Source organism: Amycolatopsis sp. NPDC088138 (assembly GCF_044741685.1).
Taxonomy (GTDB): Bacteria; Actinomycetota; Actinomycetes; order Mycobacteriales; family Pseudonocardiaceae; genus Amycolatopsis.
The window spans coordinates 517,137-533,503 of record NZ_JBIUTB010000005.1 but is presented as its reverse complement, the minus strand read 5'-3'; the positions used below and the strand labels follow the sequence as shown (position 1 = coordinate 533,503).

Below are 16,367 nucleotides of genomic sequence, written 5' to 3'. Positions count from 1 at the left end.
CGATCGGAAGGACAGCGGATCATCACTTAGTAGGACGCGGACCGGCCACGCTCTGTGCTGGGATGGTCACGTGCACTTCCCACGCCTGCGCTCGCTCCCGGTGTGGCAGCAGGATGCCCTCATCGCGCTGACCACCTGGGTCATCGGCCTGCTCGTCTACCTCAGCGGTATCCACGGCCTGCTGTCGGGGATCGACCGCGCTCCACTGTGGGTGCGGCTCGCGGAGCTGACGGCGCTCTGCGGGCTCGAGCTGGTGCGGCGCTGGGTGCCGGGCGCGCTGCTGCTGGCCACGGTGGTGCTCGCGGTGGACATCGTGCTGAGCCCGTCGCTGCCGGTGGTGATCGTCTTCACGGACTTCCTGTACGCGGCGACCCTGTACGGCTCACGGCGGACCAGCCGGGTGATGATCGGCGTCGCCGCGGTGTCGGTGGTGGCCGTGCTGGCCGGGGTGCTGGTGCTCGCCCAGCAGTGGCGCACGGCGGTGCTCGCGGGGCTGAGCATGCTGCCGTTCGTGCTCACCCCGGTGTGGTGGGCGGCGAACGTCCGGCAGCAGCGCGACATCGCCGACACCGAGCGCTCGAACGCCGAACAGGTGGCGAAGATCGCGGAGCTGGACAGGCGGGCGGCGGTGGCCGCCGAACGCGGCCGGATGGCGCGCGACCTGCACGACGTGATCGCCGGGCACCTGTCGGCCATCGCGATCCAGTCGGAGGCGGCGCTGTCGCTGCAGGAGGACCCGAAGCTGGCGAAGACGGTGCTGGAGTCGGTGCGGGAGAACAGTGTCAGCGCGCTGGAGGAGATGCGGGCGATGATCGGCCTGCTGAAGGCGGAGAGCGGCAGCCCGGAGACGACCGCGCCGGCCCGGCTGGCCGAACTGTCCAAACTGGTCGAGTCGGCGCGAGCCAGCGGCCTGCTGGTAACGGTCGGGTCCACTGTGGACGAAGAGGTCGCCCTCCCGGCGGCGGTCGACCTGACCGCCTACCGCATCGCGCAGGAAGCACTGACGAACGCGGTGAAGCACGCCCCAGGCGGCCACGTGGACGTGGACGTCCGCTACCTCGACGGGGTCCTGGAGGTGGAGGTCCGCAACGACGTGCAGCACGAACCGAAGCCGGACAACGGTTCCGGAACGGGCCTGCTGAACATGCGCGAGCGCGCTGGAGCGGTGGGCGGCACCCTGACAGCGGGCCCGGCGGGCGCGGGCTGGCTGGTCCGCGCGGAGCTCCCGGTGGGAGGCTCGACATGACCCCGGCAGGCGCAGCCCGAATCAGCGAGGGCAACACCGACCCCCGGCCGGGCTGGAGCACCACCCACCGGTGCACGGCGACCGAGGGGCGCAGCCCCCATCCGCCTAACCCGGCCGCCGGCGCGAGCCGCACGAACCACCCCAGCCGTCCCGAGGTCGCGCCAGCTCGCTCGTGCCATCCCGAACGGGCTGCGGCAACGACCGGCTGCGCACGCCGAGCCAGGACCCCGGCCGCCGAAACCCATCCACCCGGGCAAACCGTCCTCACCGGGCTGCAGCCATGACCGCCCGCACAAACCACGCCGCGACCTCACCCGCCGGCGCGAGCCCACCCGGCCGGGCAACAGCCACAACCGGCCGCACAAACCACCCCAGCCGCGCCGCGACCACACCCGCCGGCGCGAGCCGGCCCGGCCAGGCAACGACCACAGCCGGCCGCACAAACCACCCCAGCCCAACGGGGACCACACCCGCCGACAACTCAACCGCCGGCGCAAGCCGGCCTCACAACAAGACCGGCACCCGGCCACTCGGCGCCGTGGTACCGGTGAGGAGCACCTCATGACCGTCAAGGTCCTCGTGGCCGATGATCACTCGGCCATCCGGGCCGGGCTTACCATCATCCTCGACAACGCCGAAGGCATCGAGGTCGTCGGGGAGGCCGCCGATGGGGCTGCCGCCATCCGGCAGGCCCGGGCGCTGCGGCCGGACGTCACCCTGATGGACGTGCGGATGCCCGGCACCGACGGGATCGCCGCCACCCGGGAGCTGATCGCCGAAGGCCTGTCCGAAGTCCTCGTCCTCACCACCTTCGACCTCGACGAATACGTGCACGCCGCGCTGCGGGCCGGGGCCGCCGGGTTCCTGCTGAAGTCCGTCGAGGCGCCGCGGCTGATCGAGGCCGTCAAGCTCGTCGCCGCCGGGGAAGGGGTGCTCGCGCCGCAGGTCACCAAGCGGCTCATCACGGCCTTCGCCGCCACCAGCCAGGCGCCCGTCTCGCGGCCCCGGGGTCTCGGCGACCTCACCGAACGCGAGCGCGAGGTGCTCGGCTGCCTCGGCGCCGGCCTGTCGAACGCCCAGATCAGCGCCCGGCTGTACATCGGCGAGACGACCGTGAAGACCCACGTCTCGCGGGTGCTGACCAAGCTCGACCTGCGCTCCCGCGTCCAGGCCGCGATCCTCGCCCAGGAGAACGGCCTGGCCCTCGACGGGTGATCCCGGCCGTTCTGCGAAACAGCTCGTGACCTTCTAACTTCTCCTCATGGGTGTGCGGAGAACATTGAACGTGGACGAGGTCCTGAAGCGTCAGGACTCGGGTGAGCTCAAACGGCGGCTGCGCGGACGCGACCTGATCGGGTTCGGCATCGGGATCATCATCGGCACCGGCATCTTCACCCTCGCGGGCGTCGAGGCGAAGACGCACGCCGGGCCGGCGGTGACACTTTCGTTCGTGCTCGGCGCGGTCGTCGCCGGGCTGGCGGCACTCTGCTACGCCGAGCTCGCCTCCAGCGTCCCGACGGCGGGAAGCGCTTACACCTACGCCTTCGCCACGCTCGGCGAGATCTTCGCCTGGATCATCGGCTGGGACCTGCTGCTCGAGTTCGCGCTCGGCGCCGCCGTGGTCGCCCGTGGCTGGTCCGGATACCTGGCGAACCTGCTCGGCCTCTCACCCGCGTGGTTCGGGGAGGACGCGAAGGTCAACGTCGGTGCCGTCGCCATCATCGCCGTGCTGACCGTGGTCGCCGTGCTGGGCATCAAGGAATCCGCCTGGCTGACGAACCTGCTCGTGTGCGTCAAGGTCGCGGTCTGCGTCCTCGTGCTCGCGGTCGGCCTGTTCTTCGTCAAGGGCTCGAACCTGACGCCGTTCATCCCGGCGGCGAAGCCCCCGGAGGGCGGGTCGAGCGTGCTGGAACAGCCGATCGTGCAGGCGGCACTCGGCCTGGAGCAGTCGGTGTACGGCATCGCCGGCATGATCACCGCCGCCGCCGTGGTCTTCTTCGCCTACACCGGCTTCGAGGCGCTCGCGAACCTCGGTGAGGAGACGCTGAACCCGAAGAAGGACCTGCGGGTCGGCATCCTCGGCGCGCTGGCCGTCTGCGCGGTGCTCTACATCGGCGTCTCGATCGTCCTCACCGGGATGATCCCCTTCACCGACATCGACACCGGCGCGCCGCTGGCCGACGCGTTCGACAAGGTCGGCCAGCACTGGGTCGGCGCGCTGATCTCGCTCGGCGCGGTCACCGGCCTGACGTCGGTGATGATGGTCGAGCTGGTCACGATCGGCCGGATCGGCTACGCGATGGGCCGCGACGGCCTGCTGCCCAAGAAGCTCGGCACCGCGCACCCGAAGTGGGGCACCCCGCACCGGATGACCATCGGCGGGGCCGCGCTGATCGCCGTGCTGGCCGCGTTCATCCCGATCTCCGAGCTGGCCGACATGGTGAGCATCGGCGCGCTGTCGGCGATGATCATCGTCGCGGTGGCCGTGCCGGTGCTGCGCCGCCGCCGTCCGGACCTGGAGCGGCCGTTCACCGTGCCGTTCTCGCCGGTGATCCCGATCGTCGCCGCGGTGGCGTGTTTTTACCTGATGCTCAACCTGAACGTGCTCACGTGGATCCGGTTCGCGGTCTGGCTGGCCCTCGGGCTGGTCATCTACTTCACCTACGGCCGCCGCCACTCGCGGTTCGCGCCCGAGAACGCCGCGAAGGCCGGAGACAGCGAAACCGAGATCAGTCCCAAAACGACGGAGTGAGGCCGGCGGCACGGACCGCCTCGCGGGCGACCGCGGCGCGGTCCGTGTCGACGACCAGCAGGATCCCCAGCCCGGCCAGCGCCGCCGTGATCCACTCCAGCGGCTGGTCGTGGATCCCGTTGTCCCCCAACGACGCGTAAGTGTCCACAACGGACAGAAGCGTCCCCTCGGCGCCGATCCGGACACCCGCCAGGAGCACGAAGTGGCCACCCGGCGGGCGCCAGCGGGACGTCCACAGTGGCGGGACGCCGGTGTCGAGGTAGTCGAGCAGCGCCCGTTCCGGGGTGTCGTCGGCACCGAGCTCCGCGCCGTCGATCCGGGCGATCACCGCGACGCGCGGCAGGTCCCACAGCCCGACCAGCAGGTCGAACACCGAGCCGGTGGTCCACTCCCCCGCCGCCGGCACCGCGGTGAGGGTGCCGCCGGACAACGCCGACACGGCCGTCGCGAGCGCGGACACCCGCGTACCGGCGGTGACCGGGTCCCCCGCGACCGGCGGTGGCAGCCGGAAATCGGCCCGTCCCGGCTCGCCCGGCGGCCGGAACACCGGCCCGCGGACGGTACCCGCGGCCTCCGCGACGGCGTCCTGGTCGAGCACGTCGAGCCCGGCCGCCCGCAGCGCGGCGAGGCCGCAGAACGCCGCGGCCAGCCCGTCCTTCTGCGGCAGCTCCGCCTGGGCCACCGCGGCCAGCCGGGCGCCGCCCGGCAGCCACCGCATCCCCGACAGGTCGAGCTGCCCGCCGTCGATCCCCGAAGACATCAGTCCCCTCAACAGTCCCCTCAATAACGCCACAGGTGCGCGGCGACGATCTCCCCGGTACTCCGTTCGGCCGCCCACGCCGCGTCGGCGGCCCGGACCGCGCGGAAGGCACCCAGCAGCTCGTCGCCGAGCACGCCGGCGATCCGCGGTGAGGCCAGCAGCGCGGCGTCCTGCTCGGCGGTGTCCGCCGGCAGCCGGCGCACCCCGCGTGTCTCCCGCTCACCCTCGCTCCAGCCGCCCGGATCCTCGCCGATCGGCTCGGGCAGCGCGGGCGAGTCCTCGATCCCGGCCATGCCGGCGGCCAGCACCGCGGCGAGCGCGAGGTACGGGTTCGCCGACGCGTCGGACGTCTTGAGCTCGACGTTCGCGTGGCCGTCGCCCAGCAGCGCCGAACCCGGGACGTACCGCAGCGGCGCCTCCCGGTTCTCGACGCCCCAGAACGCGTACGCGCCGGCGAAGAAGCCCGGACGCAGTCGCAACGTCGACGGGACGCTCGGCGCGGTCACCGCCGTCAGCGCCGGCAGGTCGCGCAGGAGCCCGGCGAGGTAACCGGCGCCGTCACCGGCCGGGACGCCCTCCCCGGCGAGCAGGTTGCGGCCCTTGCGGCGGACCGACGTGTGCAGGTGCCAGCCGTTGCCGGCGGCATCGAGCCCGATCAGCGGCGCGAAGCTGACGACGAGGCCGTGCGCGTGCGCGGCGGCGTGGATGGTCTGGCGGGCCAGCAGCTGGTCGTCGGCGGCGGCGAGCGGGTCGGTGGCGGCCAGCGAGAGCTCGAGCTGCGCGACGCCGTACTCGGCGTGCAGCTGGCCGATCCGCAGGCCGTTGGCGGCGAAGTCGTGCAGGAGCGCCACGACGAAGCCGTCCAGGCCGACGAGCGCGTGCGGGCTGTAGGCGGGCCCGGGGTGGCCGGGCGCGGACACGACGTCGGCGCTGCCCGCGGGGGCGACGGCGAACTCGAGCTCGTAACCGGCGCGGAACTCGAGGCCGCGGCGCGCGCCTTCGGCGACCTGGGCCTCCAGGACGCTCCGCTGGCAGTAGGGCCACGGCGAGCCGTCGGCGGCGACCTGCCGGACCGGCGCCCACGCGAGCGCGGGCTGCCCGGCCAGCCGCCGCAGCCGCTCGATCACGGGCACGAGCCGGACGTCCCCGGACGGCGTGGCCAGGCCGGGGTGACCGTAGGTGATGGCGTCGTGGCTGTCGAAGACGGCGAACAGGGACGTCGCCCCGACACCGCGGGAAGCCGCGTCGGCCAGGCCGGCGATGGGGACGATGCGCGAGCGCGGGATGCCGTTGTTGTCGGCCCAGGCCAGGTGGACGCCGCCCACCCCGGCCGCGGCGAGGTCCTTGGCCGCCGCCGACGCCGCCTTCGTCATGTCACCCGCCTCCTGCCGACGGGCTCAGTATCCCCGGTCCGGTTCGGGCGCGGCCAGCACGATCCGGCCTCCGGAGACGGCCGTGAAGGTGCCTCACGGCGCCGCAGGGCCACGCCCGCGACCACCGCGAGCGTCCCCGCCGCTTCCGGCAGGGACGGCACCTGGTGCAGGAGCAGGAAGCCCGTCACGCCCGCCGTCACCGGGAGCAGCGCCAGGAGGACGGCGAACCGGGCCTGGCCGAGGCGGCGCAGCACGACCTGGTCGAGCGCGTAGGGCACCACCGTCGACAGCACGCCGACCCCGATGCCGAGCAGGAGCATGCGTGGCGAAGACCACAGTTCGCCCGTGCCGAACGCCAGCGGCGAGAGCACGACCGTCGCCGCGCCGAAGCCGATCGCCAGGCTGTCGATGCCGTCGCCGTCGTCCGCCACGCGCTTGCCGAGGAGGATGTAGCCCGCCCACGCGGCCGCCGCGGCCAGGGCGAACAGCACGCCCAGGGCGCTGCCGGACAGCTGGACGTCCGCGATCGCCACCACCCCGGCGGCCACCAGCAGCAGGGCCAGCACGTCCCGCCGGGTGCGGGACCCGGCCGCGGCCACCACCACCGGCCCGGCGAACTCCAGTGCCACCACGGTGCCCAGCGGGAGCCGGGCGATCGCCTCGTAGAAGAGCACGTTCATGCCCGCCGTCACGATGCCGAAGACGCACGCCAGCAGCAGCCGCCGGCCCCGCCAGGCCACGCGGGGCGGCCGTCGCCAGGCCAGCAGCACCACCGCCGCGCCCAGGCAGCGCAGCCAGGCCACTCCCGCCGGCGTCGCGTGGCCGAAAAGATCGACCGCGACGGCCGCTCCGGCGTACATGGAAATTCCGCTGAGAACGAACAACAGCGGAGCGGGTACCGCGGAAACCTTCCGGGACGACGTCAGTGAACTCACGACTCCATGGTGCCTGACCACGGAAAATGTGACTCTCCGGGTAATCGTCTCCTGCATTGCGGGATGCGGCTACGACATCCGGGGTAATTCGGCGTGACTCAGGTCCCACCGGCGCGGGAACACTTGCGGGCCGCGAAACGTCTGGAAGAGTGGAAGCACGAACACCGCGGAGCCGGAGGCGATCGCCGCCACCGGCGTCAGTTCCGAAGTGGGCGTAGCTGGATCGATGGCACCGGGCAACCGGTGCCGGGACGGAGGGAGACCCCCATGACAACGCCGACGCTCACCCGCCCCGAACTGACCGCCGCCGACCGCTGTGACCGGTGCGGGGCCGCAGCTCAGGTACGCGCCGTCCTCAAGGGCGGCGAGCTTCTCTTCTGCGGGCACCACGCCCGCGAGCACGAGGCCAAGCTCAAGGAACTGTCCGCCGACATCCAGCGGTAACAACCTAGACACACGAAGGCGGCCAGTGCGCACAGGCACTGGCCGCCTTCGCATTTCCGAAAACTTGCACAGCTGAGACCTGTACGGCTGCAACTTGCAATGAGCTGACTCGAATATCACGGCCCGGCCGCGGAATGCCGTGATTCCGGACACGGAACCGGACAGGAAATCAGACAGAATCCAGGACGACTTCGAACGCGACTTCGGCGGCGCCCAGCAGCTTCACATCGGCGCCGAGCGCCGAACTGACGATCCGCGTGCCGCCGACGGCCCGGCTCACCAGGCTGCGCCGGCGCACCTCGGTCCCGACGTGCCGCAGGACCGCCTCGGGCAGCACCGTCAGCAGGTCGCCGAGGATCACCAGCTGCGGCCCGAGCAGGTTGACGACGTTGATCAGCCCCAGGGTCAGCCACTCGGCGAACTCCGCGAGCCGCGTCAGCGCCGCCTCGGGGTCACGGCCGAGCTCACGCAGCTCGAACAGGATCGCCCCGCGAGGGGTGTCTTCCGCCAGGCCGAGCGCACGGCACAGGGCCGCCTCGCCGACCTCGGTCTCCCAGCAGCCGCTGCTGCCGCAGTAGCAGGCCCGCCCGCCCGGCCGGATCACCATGTGCCCGATCTCGCCGACGTAGCCGGCGCCGCCCCGCAGGGCGGCGCCTTCGGCGATGACACCGCCGCCGACCCCGACGTCCGCCGAGATGTAGACCATGTCGGACGACCCGCGGGCCGCGCCGCGCAGGTGCTCGGCAACCGCGCCGAGCTCGGCGTCGTTGCCGACCAGGATCGGGATCTGCAGGACCCCGCCCAGCCGCTCGCCGAGCGCGACGTCGGTCCAGCGCAGGTTGGGTGCCTCGTGCACGTAGCCGTCCGCGCGCCGGACGACGCCCGGCACCGACACCCCGACCGCCACCGGGGTCACGTCGAGGTCGCCGGCCAGGACGGTCGTCGACTCGATGACGTGGGTGATGACCTCTTCGGGACGGTTCATCCGGCCCCGCAGGTTCCAGCTGTTGCGGCCCAGGATCTGGCCGCCCAGCCCCACGAGCGCGATCGCGACGTGCTCGACCTGCAGGTCGACCGCGAGCACGACCGCCGCGTGCGGCTGGGGCAGGACCAGGAGCGAGGGGCGGCCCGCCCCTCGTCCCGGCCTCGGCACCTTCTCCTCGACGACGCCGGCTTCCGCCAGCCCGTCGACGAGGGTCTTGATCGTGCTCCGGTTGAGCCCCAGCTCGGCGGCCAGGGTCGCCCGGGTGCTCGGCCCGCCGACGTGCAGCAGGCGGAGCAGGGTCGTGCGGTTGTGCCGACGCACCTCGTCCGGTCGTGCGACGGGTGAGCTGGACACGGGCTTGATCATCCCATGCTGGTTCAGCGCGTCGACGCAGCCGCGCGGCGCCGCGACAGCGCGTCGACCGTGGCGGCGAGCAGGAGGACCAGGCCGGTGATGATGTTGACCACCGCGGCCGGCTGCTTGAGCAGGCCCAGGCCGTTGATGACCACCGCGATGACCAGGCCACCGACGACGGCGTCGGCCACGCGGCCCTTGCCGCCGAACAGCGACGTGCCGCCGATGACGGCCGCGCCGACCGAGTACAGCAGCGTGTTGAGGCCACCGGACTGCGGGCTGACCGAACCGACCTTCGACGCGGCGACGATGCCGCCGATCGCCGCGACGGCCGAGCCGATGACGAAGACGCTCGCCCGGATCTTCGGCACGTCGATACCGGCCCGGCGGGCGGCTTCCTTGTTGCCGCCGACCGCGTAGACGTACCGGCCGTACTTGGTCTTGTTCAGCACGTAGGTCCCGGCCACCAGCAGCACCAGCATGATCGGGATGACGTACGGGACGCCCTCGATCGTGACGACGGCCTTGTTCGGCGAGCGGTTGATCGTCAGCAGCCAGGTGCCCACCGCCGACAGCACGACCAGCGCGGCGACCTTGATCAGCACCAGCGCCGTCGGCTGCACGACCAGGCCACGCTGGAGCCGCTTGAAGTGGCTGACCAGCGTGATCACGGCGAACCCGCCCGCGGCGACGAGGAAGAAGATCCAGCTGCCGAGGATGTTCAAGTTGCCGTTGGCGATCTTGTACAGGATGTCCGAGTTGGTGATGCCGATCGTGCCGCCTTCACCGATGAACTGCAGCAGGACGCCCTGCCACACGATGAACAGCGCCAGCGTCACGACGAAGGACGGCATGCCGATCTTCGAGACGAGGAAGCCGGTGATGCAGCCGATCGCGGTGCCGACGCAGATGGCCAGCAGGATCTCGAGCCAGGCGTTGGGCGGGACGCCGACCGCGACGAGCAGCAGCCCGATCAGCGACAGCACGGCGCCGGCCCAGATCCGCTGGTAGGCCGACAGCAGCATGGCCACGGCGAGGACCGCGATGAACGTGATGAACACGCCGGAACCCAGGGTGCCCAGCAGGTTCCCGGCGTGCACGTAGTGCAGGGCCATCACCGACGCGGCGGTGCCCGAGGCCACGCCGGCGGCGAGGTCGATCTCGCCGAGCAGCAGCACGAAGACGATGCCCATCGCGATGATGATCACGCCCGCGCCCTGCGGGAACACGTTGGCGATGTTGGCCAGCGTGAAGAAGTTGTCCGACAGCGCGCTGAACAGGATCACCAGCACGAGCAGGCCGAACAGGGACGGCAGCGAGCCGAGTTCACCGGCCCGGATGCGGGCGAAGTAGTCACGAAGCGCTTCGCCGGTTGACATCGATGTCGTGTCGATGCCGAAGTCGGTGATCGCCGCGGTGGGGTTCTGGGTCTGCGCGAGCGCGTCCGCGGGGGTGCCGACTTCGTGCTTGGCAGGGGTTTCAGTCATTTCCGGTTCTTTCTTCCCGCTCACAGGACCACGGCTTCGGGCCGGGCCAGGCCGAGGTCACCGGAGCGACCGGCGGTGATCAGTTCCACGATCTGGCCGTGGCTGACGTCCTTGGTGTGCACTTCGGCGACGAGGCGGCCGAGGTACAGGACCGAGATGCGGTCGGCGACCTCGAACACGTCGGCCATGTTGTGGCTGATCAGCACGACCCCGAGGCCCTGCTCGGCCAGCCGGCGGACCAGATCCAGCACCTGCCGGGTCTGCGCGACACCGAGCGCGGCGGTCGGCTCGTCGAGCACGACGACCTTGCTGTTCCACAGCACCGACTTCGCGATGGCCACGGTCTGGCGCTGCCCACCGGACAGCGAGGAGACCGGCGTCCGGACCGACTTCACGGTCCGCACCGACAGGGAGGCCAGCGTCTCGCGAGCGGCCTTCTCCATGCTGGCTTCGTCCAGCTTCCAGCTGCTCCCGCGCTCACGGCCGAGGAACATGTTCTGGACGATGTCGAGGTTGTCGGCCAGCGCGAGGTCCTGGTAGACGACCTCGATGCCGAGGTCGGCCGCGTCCTTCGGACCGCGGATGTGGGCGTCCTGCCCGTTGAACCGCACGGCCCCCGAGTCGTACGGGTGGATGCCGGCGATGCACTTGACGAGGGTCGACTTGCCGGCGCCGTTGTCGCCGACCAGGGCGGTCACTTCGCCCGCACGCACGTCGAAGTCCACGTCGTGGAGGACGTGGACGGGGCCGAAGCTCTTGTTCAGGCCCTTGATCTCGAGGATGGGCTCACTCATGGATGGCATTTCTCCGAATTTCTTATGCCCTGTGCCGCCGCTCGGGTCAGGCGATTCTGCAAGCGAGGGGTGGGGACCGGGCCGGGACGCGCCGTCGGGGTGCGCGTCCCGGCCCGGCTGTTCATGGGTACTGCCGGCGGCTCAGGAGATGCCGAGCGAGGTGCACTTGGCGGCGAGGTCGCCGGCGCAGATCTCACTGGCCTTGACGTAGCCCTGGGTCACGACGGTCTTGATGTCCTTCTCCAGGATCAGCGTCGGGTTGAGCAGCACGGACTTGATGTCGCGGTTGTTCTTCGGGTCGTGGAGCTTGCCCGTCGCGATCGCGTCCGCACCGGCGGTGTCACCCTTGGCGAGGGCGGCGGCCAGCTTGGCGGTGGCCTCGGCCTCTTCCTTGATCGGCTTGAAGATGGTCAGGTACTGGTCGCCGCGCATGATGGCCATGAGGCCGTCCGCGGTGGCGTCCTGGCCCGTGACCGGGACCTTGCCGTTGAGGCCGTTCTTCTTGAGGATCGTGATGACCGCGCCGGCCAGGCCGTCGTTCGCCGCCACGACGCCGTCGACCTTGCCGCCGTTGCCCTGCAGGATCTGCTCGAAGGTCGTGCCGCCGAGCTGGTTGTCCCAGTCGTTGATCGGCTGCTTCTGGACCAGCTTCAGCGCACCACTGGTGAACAGCGGCTTGAGGACGGAGTCCTGGCCGTTGGTGAACAGCGTGGCGTTGTTGTCGGTCGGGGCACCCTCGATCTGGATGACCTGCGCGCCCGGGGTGGCCTTCAGCTTGTCCGCCAGGCCCTGGCCCTGCAGCTGGCCGACCTTCTCGTTGTCGAACGAGACGTAGTAGTCGGCGGAACCGCCGAGGCTCGGCCGGTCGTAGTCGATGACCGGGATGCCGGCGCCCTTCGCCTTCGCCTCGACGGCGGCACCGACGGCCGGGTCGGACGGGGCGATGATCAGGGCCTTCACGCCGGAGCTGATGAAGCCGTCGGCCAGCGTGGAGAACTTCTGGGCGTCACCCTGGGCGTTCTGGATGTCGGCCTCGAAGCCCTGCGCCGTGAGAGCGGCCTGCAGCATCGGCTTGTCGAAGGCTTCCCAGCGGGCCGAGGTGGCGGTCTCCGGCAGGATGACACCGACCTTGCCGGAGGCACCGCCGGCCGCGGCGGCCGACGACGAGGGGGCGGAGCTGCTCCCCGAGCCCCCGCTGTCCGAACTGTTTGCACCACACGCGGAGAGCACCAGGCCGGTGCTCACCGTGGCGGCGAGGAGGGTAAGGGTTCTGCTGCGCATCCTCGTTCCTTCCGGATCCAAGCATTGTGACGATCGGCCCTCGACTGCTGTCCAAGGCCTTGCGGGGCGGTGATCCGGAGGAGCCCCCGGCGCACCGACGCGCATATGTTGTGGGCGACAACATATGCCGCTGAGCGGCTGCGGGGAAGATAGCTGGATCGATTAAATGACACCAATTGGACACGGTTCGGCAACACGCGCTGAACCTCGCCCGGAAAGAGTAGATCCGCTGACGATGTGATCGCCAGCACTCACCGTGTGTTACATCCAGGTTTCTTGAAGACGCGAAGGTAGCCCGGCCGCCGACCCGCCGGGCACCGAGCGTGGGCGGCGGTCAAGTTGGTGGTGATCCCACCGATCACGCCCGTGCCTGGTCGCCGACTTGCGAAACCTTTCGCCCGGACTGCCCGAAGTGCCGTTCGCCCGGGAACGGACGGGCAGGACGCGGGTGACAGCCGGGTACACAGCGTCACAGGTCCTGGAAGTGTTTCCGCTGGTGACGCCGGGAGCGGAGGGTGACCACCCGGAGTTCAGCCTCCCGGGCGACACACCCTCACCCGGCGGGGGTCGGCGCGGGCGACGTGCCTGACCCCTGCCGCGAGCGCCCCAAGGCGGCCTTCGGTGCGTCTGGCACGCCCAAGGCGGCCTTCGGTGCGTCTCCCGCACCCAAAGCGGCCTTCGGTGCGTCTGACGCAACCAAGGCCACATCGGGGCGCTCGGCACCGCACGATCAGGCCTCGGGCTGGGTAGCCGCGTCGCCAGGGGGTCACCAGGAGCGCAGGGTCACGATCCGTTCCTCGAGCTGCTCCATCGTCGCCATCGCGGTCGGCGGCCCGCCGCACACCCGGCGCAGCTCGTTGTGGATCGCGCCGTGGGGTTTCTTCGTGCGGTGGTGGTACATGCCGACCAGGGCGTTCAGCTCCTTGCGCAGCGCGCCGAGGCGCTCGCTCACCGAGGCCGAGCGGGCCGGGGCCGGCGGGGCCGCCTCCTCCGCCTTCGGCTTGCGGCGCTTCTCGTCGGCGATCTGCTCTTCCTGCCGCTTGCGCAGCAGCGCGCGGACCTGGTCGGGCTCCAGCAGGCCGGGCAGGCCGAGGTACTCCTGCTCCTCGTCGGATCCCGAGAAGACCGCCGTGCCGAAGGAGTTGCCGTCGTAGATGACCTGGTCCAGCTCGGCCGAGGCGCCCAGCGAGGTGAACGCCTTCTCCTCCTCGCCCGGCTCGTCCTCGGTGCGGTTGGCCTGGGCCAGGAGCTCGTCCTCCCAGCCCTCCTGCTCGCGGTGGGGCTTGCCCAGCACGTGGTCGCGCTGCGCCTCCAGCTCGCTGGCCAGCTCCAGCAGCACCGGCACGGACGGCAGGAAGACGCTCGCGGTCTCCCCCTTCTTCCGCGCCCGCACGTAGCGGCCGATCGCCTGGGCGAAGAACAGCGGGGTCGACGCGCTCGTGGCGTACACCCCCACCGCCAGCCGCGGGACGTCGACGCCTTCGGAGACCATCCGGACGGCCACGATCCAGCGCTCGTTCGTCTCGGAGAACTCCTTGATCCGGCCCGAGGCCTTCGGATCGTCCGAGAGCACCAGCGTCGGCATCTCCCCCGAGAGCCGTTCCAGGATCTTCGCGTACGCGCGCGCCGACTCCTGGTCGGTGGCGATCACCAGGCCGCCCGCGTCCGGCACGCTCTGGCGGACCTGCGACAACCGCGTGTCGGCCGCGTGCAGCACCGCCGGGATCCATTCGCCGGACGGGTCGAGCGCCGTGCGCCACGCCCGGGCGTTCTGCTCCGCGGTCAGCGGCTCGCCCAGCCGGGCGGTGAACTCCTCCCCCGCGCTGGTGCGCCAGGAGGCCTCACCCGAGTAGGCGAGGAAGACGACCGGCCGGACCACGCCGTCGGCCAGCGCGTCGGCGTAGCCGTACGAGTGGTCGGACTTGCTGCGCTGGAAGCCGCCGGCGTCGGGCTCGTAGGTGACGAACGGGATGGCCGAGTCGTCACTGCGGAACGGCGTCCCGGTCAGGCAGAGGCGCCGCACGGCCGGGGTGAAGGCCTCGCGGATCGCGTCACCCCAGGACTTCGCGTCGCCGCCGTGGTGGATCTCGTCGAGGATGACCAGCGTCTTGCGGTTCTCGGTGCGCACCCGGTGCAGCGTCGGGTGGGCCGCGACCTGCGCGTAGGTCAGCGCGACACCGTTGTAGTCCGACGACGTGACGCCGGTGGTGTTGCGGAAGTTCGAGTCGATCTGGATCCCCGCCATGGCCGCCGCCGACGCCCACTGGTGCTTCAGGTGCTCGGTCGGGGTGACGATGGTGACCGCCTCGATCGTGCGGTCGGACAGCAGTTCCGCGGCGATCCGGAGGCCGAACACGGTCTTGCCGGCGCCGGGCGTCGCCACCGCGAGGAAGTCCTTGGGCTTCGACGTCAGGTACTTGGTCAGTGCCCGCCGCTGCCACGCCCGCAGCGGGCGCGCGGTCGAGTCCTTCTCCGCGGGAGGCGCCCCGAGCTGCGTCCCCGTCATGCCGGTCCCCCCTCGCTCACGTGCCCGTTCAAGTGCCGCTCAAGTGCTTTGACGTGCGAAAACCCTCACTGTGGTACCGACTTCGGTGTCGGCGACTGCGGTGAGGGCACTCCAGCGAGTCTACCGGCCGGGTCCGACAGTTCCGGGCACCGGCACGGGTGATGTCACCCGACACGCCCGGACGCAGGGGGCGTGACGAGCCAAATCTCCACGGATGGACCATGCTGGACACCGTCATGGGTGAGGTGCAGCCGTCCGCAGCGACGAAGGTGGCCCGCAAGGGGCTGTGGCGCCTCCTCACGCGCACGCTCGGCAAGGCGTGGGAGGGCAACATCTTCTCGGAGGCCGCGGAGGCGGCCTTCTGGCAGACGCTCTCGCTGCCGCCGCTGCTGCTCGGGCTGCTCGGCAGCCTCGGCTTCGTCGGCGAGTGGTTCGGCCAAGATGTCGTGGCGCAGGTGCACGACCGGATCATCGGCTTCTGCAAGACCGTGTTCAGCGCCAACGCCGTCCACGACATCATCGAACCGACGGTGAACAGCATCCTCACCGTGGGCAAGGGCGAGATCGTCTCGGTCGGCTTCCTGATCTCGCTGTGGGCCGGCTCGTCGGCGATGTCGTCGTTCGTGGACGCGATCACCGTCGCGCACGACCAGTACGGCGTCCGCAACGACGTCTGGCAGCGGATCTTCGCCCTGCTGCTGTACCTCTGCGGCCTGGTGATCCTGGTGGTCGGGCTGCCGCTGCTGGCCATCGGCCCGGACCTGCTGCCCGAGTTCTTCCCCGGCGACTGGCGCCCGACCGTGTCGTCCTGGGTGGGCGCGCTCTACTTCCCGACGCTGGGTGTGGTGATCACCCTCGCGCTGACCACGCTGTACAAGCTCGCGCTGCCGCGGAAGCTGCCGTGGCACCGCGGGCTGCCGGGCGCGGTGCTGGCCATGGTCGTGTTCCTGCTCTCCTCGGTCGGCCTGCGCATCTACCTGAACTGGATCACCAAGACCGGCTACACCTACGGCGCGCTGGCCGCGCCGATCGCGTTCCTGCTGCTGATGTTCTTCATCGGGCTGGCCGTGGTCGGCGGCGCCTACTTCAACAGCGCGATCCAGGAGCTGTGGCCGGCGAAGGCGACCCGGCGGCAGCGCCGCAAGTGGCGCCGGCTGGAGATGGAACGCGCCTCCGAGCGGCTGCGCACGGAGGAAGGGCGCAAGCTCTGGGAGCGCTCGACGACGCCGTTGCGCCGCCCCCGCCCCGAGGACGCCAACGGCGCCACGCAGTCCGGCGGCGAGGCACCGTCCGATGAGGACGGACCGTCACCCAGCGCACCGGAACCGGCACCCAGCGCAGCTCAGGGTGGAGCGTCATCCGAAGGGACCACCCGGAATCCACCCACAGACTGAGTCGCTCCTCAGTTCGGACATGGGAGGCTCTGCGGGTCACTGACGCAGGCGTCGGT

Annotated in this window: 13 protein-coding genes; 5 read left to right on the top strand and 8 right to left on the bottom strand. The window is 71.0% G+C overall.

Annotated elements, in window-relative coordinates; all coding sequences use genetic code 11:
* Positions 1–70: 70 nt before the first annotated feature.
* The 3 genes from ACIOD2_RS29040 to ACIOD2_RS29030 all read left to right on the top strand — a co-directional run bounded on the left by ACIOD2_RS29040 (position 71) and on the right by ACIOD2_RS29030 (position 3,998).
* Entirely contained in the window at positions 71–1,246 is a 1,176-nt protein-coding gene (locus tag ACIOD2_RS29040) for a sensor histidine kinase (protein WP_400544689.1), read from the top strand.
* 561 nt (positions 1,247–1,807) lie between these two features.
* On the top strand, positions 1,808–2,461 hold the full coding sequence (locus ACIOD2_RS29035; RefSeq protein ID WP_400544686.1) for a response regulator: 654 nt from the start codon (positions 1,808–1,810) through the stop codon (positions 2,459–2,461).
* 70 nt (positions 2,462–2,531) lie between these two features.
* Positions 2,532–3,998 carry an APC family permease gene (locus ACIOD2_RS29030; protein WP_400544683.1) on the top strand — a complete coding sequence of 489 codons (1,467 nt, stop codon included), beginning with the start codon at positions 2,532–2,534 and terminating at the stop codon, positions 3,996–3,998.
* Here the strand turns inward: ACIOD2_RS29030 and ACIOD2_RS29025 are convergent.
* From ACIOD2_RS29025 to ACIOD2_RS29015, 3 genes are read right to left on the bottom strand one after another with little or no spacing between them, the layout of a single operon-like run.
* The gene (locus ACIOD2_RS29025; RefSeq protein ID WP_400544680.1) at positions 3,976–4,758 is read right to left on the bottom strand and encodes a DUF6885 family protein; all 783 of its coding nucleotides are present in this window, start codon (positions 4,756–4,758) and stop codon (positions 3,976–3,978) included. The two genes, ACIOD2_RS29030 and ACIOD2_RS29025, sit on opposite strands and share 23 nt — an antisense overlap.
* 20 nt (positions 4,759–4,778) lie before the next feature.
* Positions 4,779–6,131 carry a glutamine synthetase gene (locus ACIOD2_RS29020; protein ID WP_400544677.1) on the bottom strand — a complete coding sequence of 451 codons (1,353 nt, stop codon included), beginning with the start codon at positions 6,129–6,131 and terminating at the stop codon, positions 4,779–4,781.
* Positions 6,128–6,991 carry an EamA family transporter gene (locus ACIOD2_RS29015; protein ID WP_400544674.1) on the bottom strand — a complete coding sequence of 288 codons (864 nt, stop codon included), beginning with the start codon at positions 6,989–6,991 and terminating at the stop codon, positions 6,128–6,130. Before ACIOD2_RS29015 ends, ACIOD2_RS29020 begins: the two co-directional genes overlap by 4 nt.
* A gap of 342 nt (positions 6,992–7,333) precedes the next feature.
* Between ACIOD2_RS29015 and ACIOD2_RS29010 the strand changes: the two genes are divergently transcribed.
* Positions 7,334–7,510 (top strand): hypothetical protein, encoded by a 177-nt coding sequence (locus tag ACIOD2_RS29010; protein WP_247011850.1) that lies wholly within the window; start codon positions 7,334–7,336, stop codon positions 7,508–7,510.
* A gap of 169 nt (positions 7,511–7,679) precedes the next feature.
* Here the strand turns inward: ACIOD2_RS29010 and ACIOD2_RS29005 are convergent, their stop codons facing one another.
* From ACIOD2_RS29005 to ACIOD2_RS28985, 5 genes are all read right to left on the bottom strand, one after another.
* Entirely contained in the window at positions 7,680–8,861 is a 1,182-nt protein-coding gene (locus ACIOD2_RS29005) for an ROK family protein (RefSeq protein ID WP_400544670.1), read from the bottom strand.
* A gap of 11 nt (positions 8,862–8,872) precedes the next feature.
* The gene (locus ACIOD2_RS29000) at positions 8,873–10,336 is read right to left on the bottom strand and encodes a sugar ABC transporter permease (protein WP_400544667.1); all 1,464 of its coding nucleotides are present in this window, start codon (positions 10,334–10,336) and stop codon (positions 8,873–8,875) included.
* Between the two features lie 20 nt (positions 10,337–10,356).
* Positions 10,357–11,130 (bottom strand): ATP-binding cassette domain-containing protein, encoded by a 774-nt coding sequence (locus ACIOD2_RS28995; protein WP_086862680.1) that lies wholly within the window; start codon positions 11,128–11,130, stop codon positions 10,357–10,359.
* 141 nt (positions 11,131–11,271) lie between these two features.
* Positions 11,272–12,411: a sugar ABC transporter substrate-binding protein gene (locus ACIOD2_RS28990; RefSeq protein ID WP_400544663.1), complete on the bottom strand. Its 1,140-nt coding sequence runs from the start codon at positions 12,409–12,411 to the stop codon at positions 11,272–11,274.
* A 766-nt stretch (positions 12,412–13,177) separates the two neighbouring features.
* A complete protein-coding gene (locus tag ACIOD2_RS28985) occupies positions 13,178–14,917 on the bottom strand; it encodes a DEAD/DEAH box helicase (protein WP_400544660.1) in 1,740 nt (579 codons plus the stop codon).
* Between the two features lie 221 nt (positions 14,918–15,138).
* On the opposite strand from ACIOD2_RS28985, the gene ACIOD2_RS28980 reads away from it, so the two are divergent.
* Positions 15,139–16,311 (top strand): YihY/virulence factor BrkB family protein, encoded by a 1,173-nt coding sequence (locus ACIOD2_RS28980; RefSeq protein WP_400544657.1) that lies wholly within the window; start codon positions 15,139–15,141, stop codon positions 16,309–16,311.
* Positions 16,312–16,367 lie beyond the last annotated feature (56 nt).

Coding starts and splice junctions, on each gene's coding strand:
- ACIOD2_RS29015 (WP_400544674.1), bottom strand. CDS start 6,991: ATGTACGCCGGAGCGGCCGTCGCGGTCGATCTTTTCGGCCACGCGACG.
- ACIOD2_RS29020 (WP_400544677.1), bottom strand. CDS start 6,131: ATGACGAAGGCGGCGTCGGCGGCGGCCAAGGACCTCGCCGCGGCCGGG.
- ACIOD2_RS29010 (WP_247011850.1), top strand. CDS start 7,334: ATGACAACGCCGACGCTCACCCGCCCCGAACTGACCGCCGCCGACCGC.
- ACIOD2_RS28980 (WP_400544657.1), top strand. CDS start 15,139: ATGCTGGACACCGTCATGGGTGAGGTGCAGCCGTCCGCAGCGACGAAG.
- ACIOD2_RS29035 (WP_400544686.1), top strand. CDS start 1,808: ATGACCGTCAAGGTCCTCGTGGCCGATGATCACTCGGCCATCCGGGCC.
- ACIOD2_RS29005 (WP_400544670.1), bottom strand. CDS start 8,861: ATGATCAAGCCCGTGTCCAGCTCACCCGTCGCACGACCGGACGAGGTG.
- ACIOD2_RS28995 (WP_086862680.1), bottom strand. CDS start 11,130: ATGAGTGAGCCCATCCTCGAGATCAAGGGCCTGAACAAGAGCTTCGGC.
- ACIOD2_RS28985 (WP_400544660.1), bottom strand. CDS start 14,917: ATGACGGGGACGCAGCTCGGGGCGCCTCCCGCGGAGAAGGACTCGACC.
- ACIOD2_RS29000 (WP_400544667.1), bottom strand. CDS start 10,336: ATGACTGAAACCCCTGCCAAGCACGAAGTCGGCACCCCCGCGGACGCG.
- ACIOD2_RS28990 (WP_400544663.1), bottom strand. CDS start 12,411: ATGCGCAGCAGAACCCTTACCCTCCTCGCCGCCACGGTGAGCACCGGC.
- ACIOD2_RS29025 (WP_400544680.1), bottom strand. CDS start 4,758: ATGTCTTCGGGGATCGACGGCGGGCAGCTCGACCTGTCGGGGATGCGG.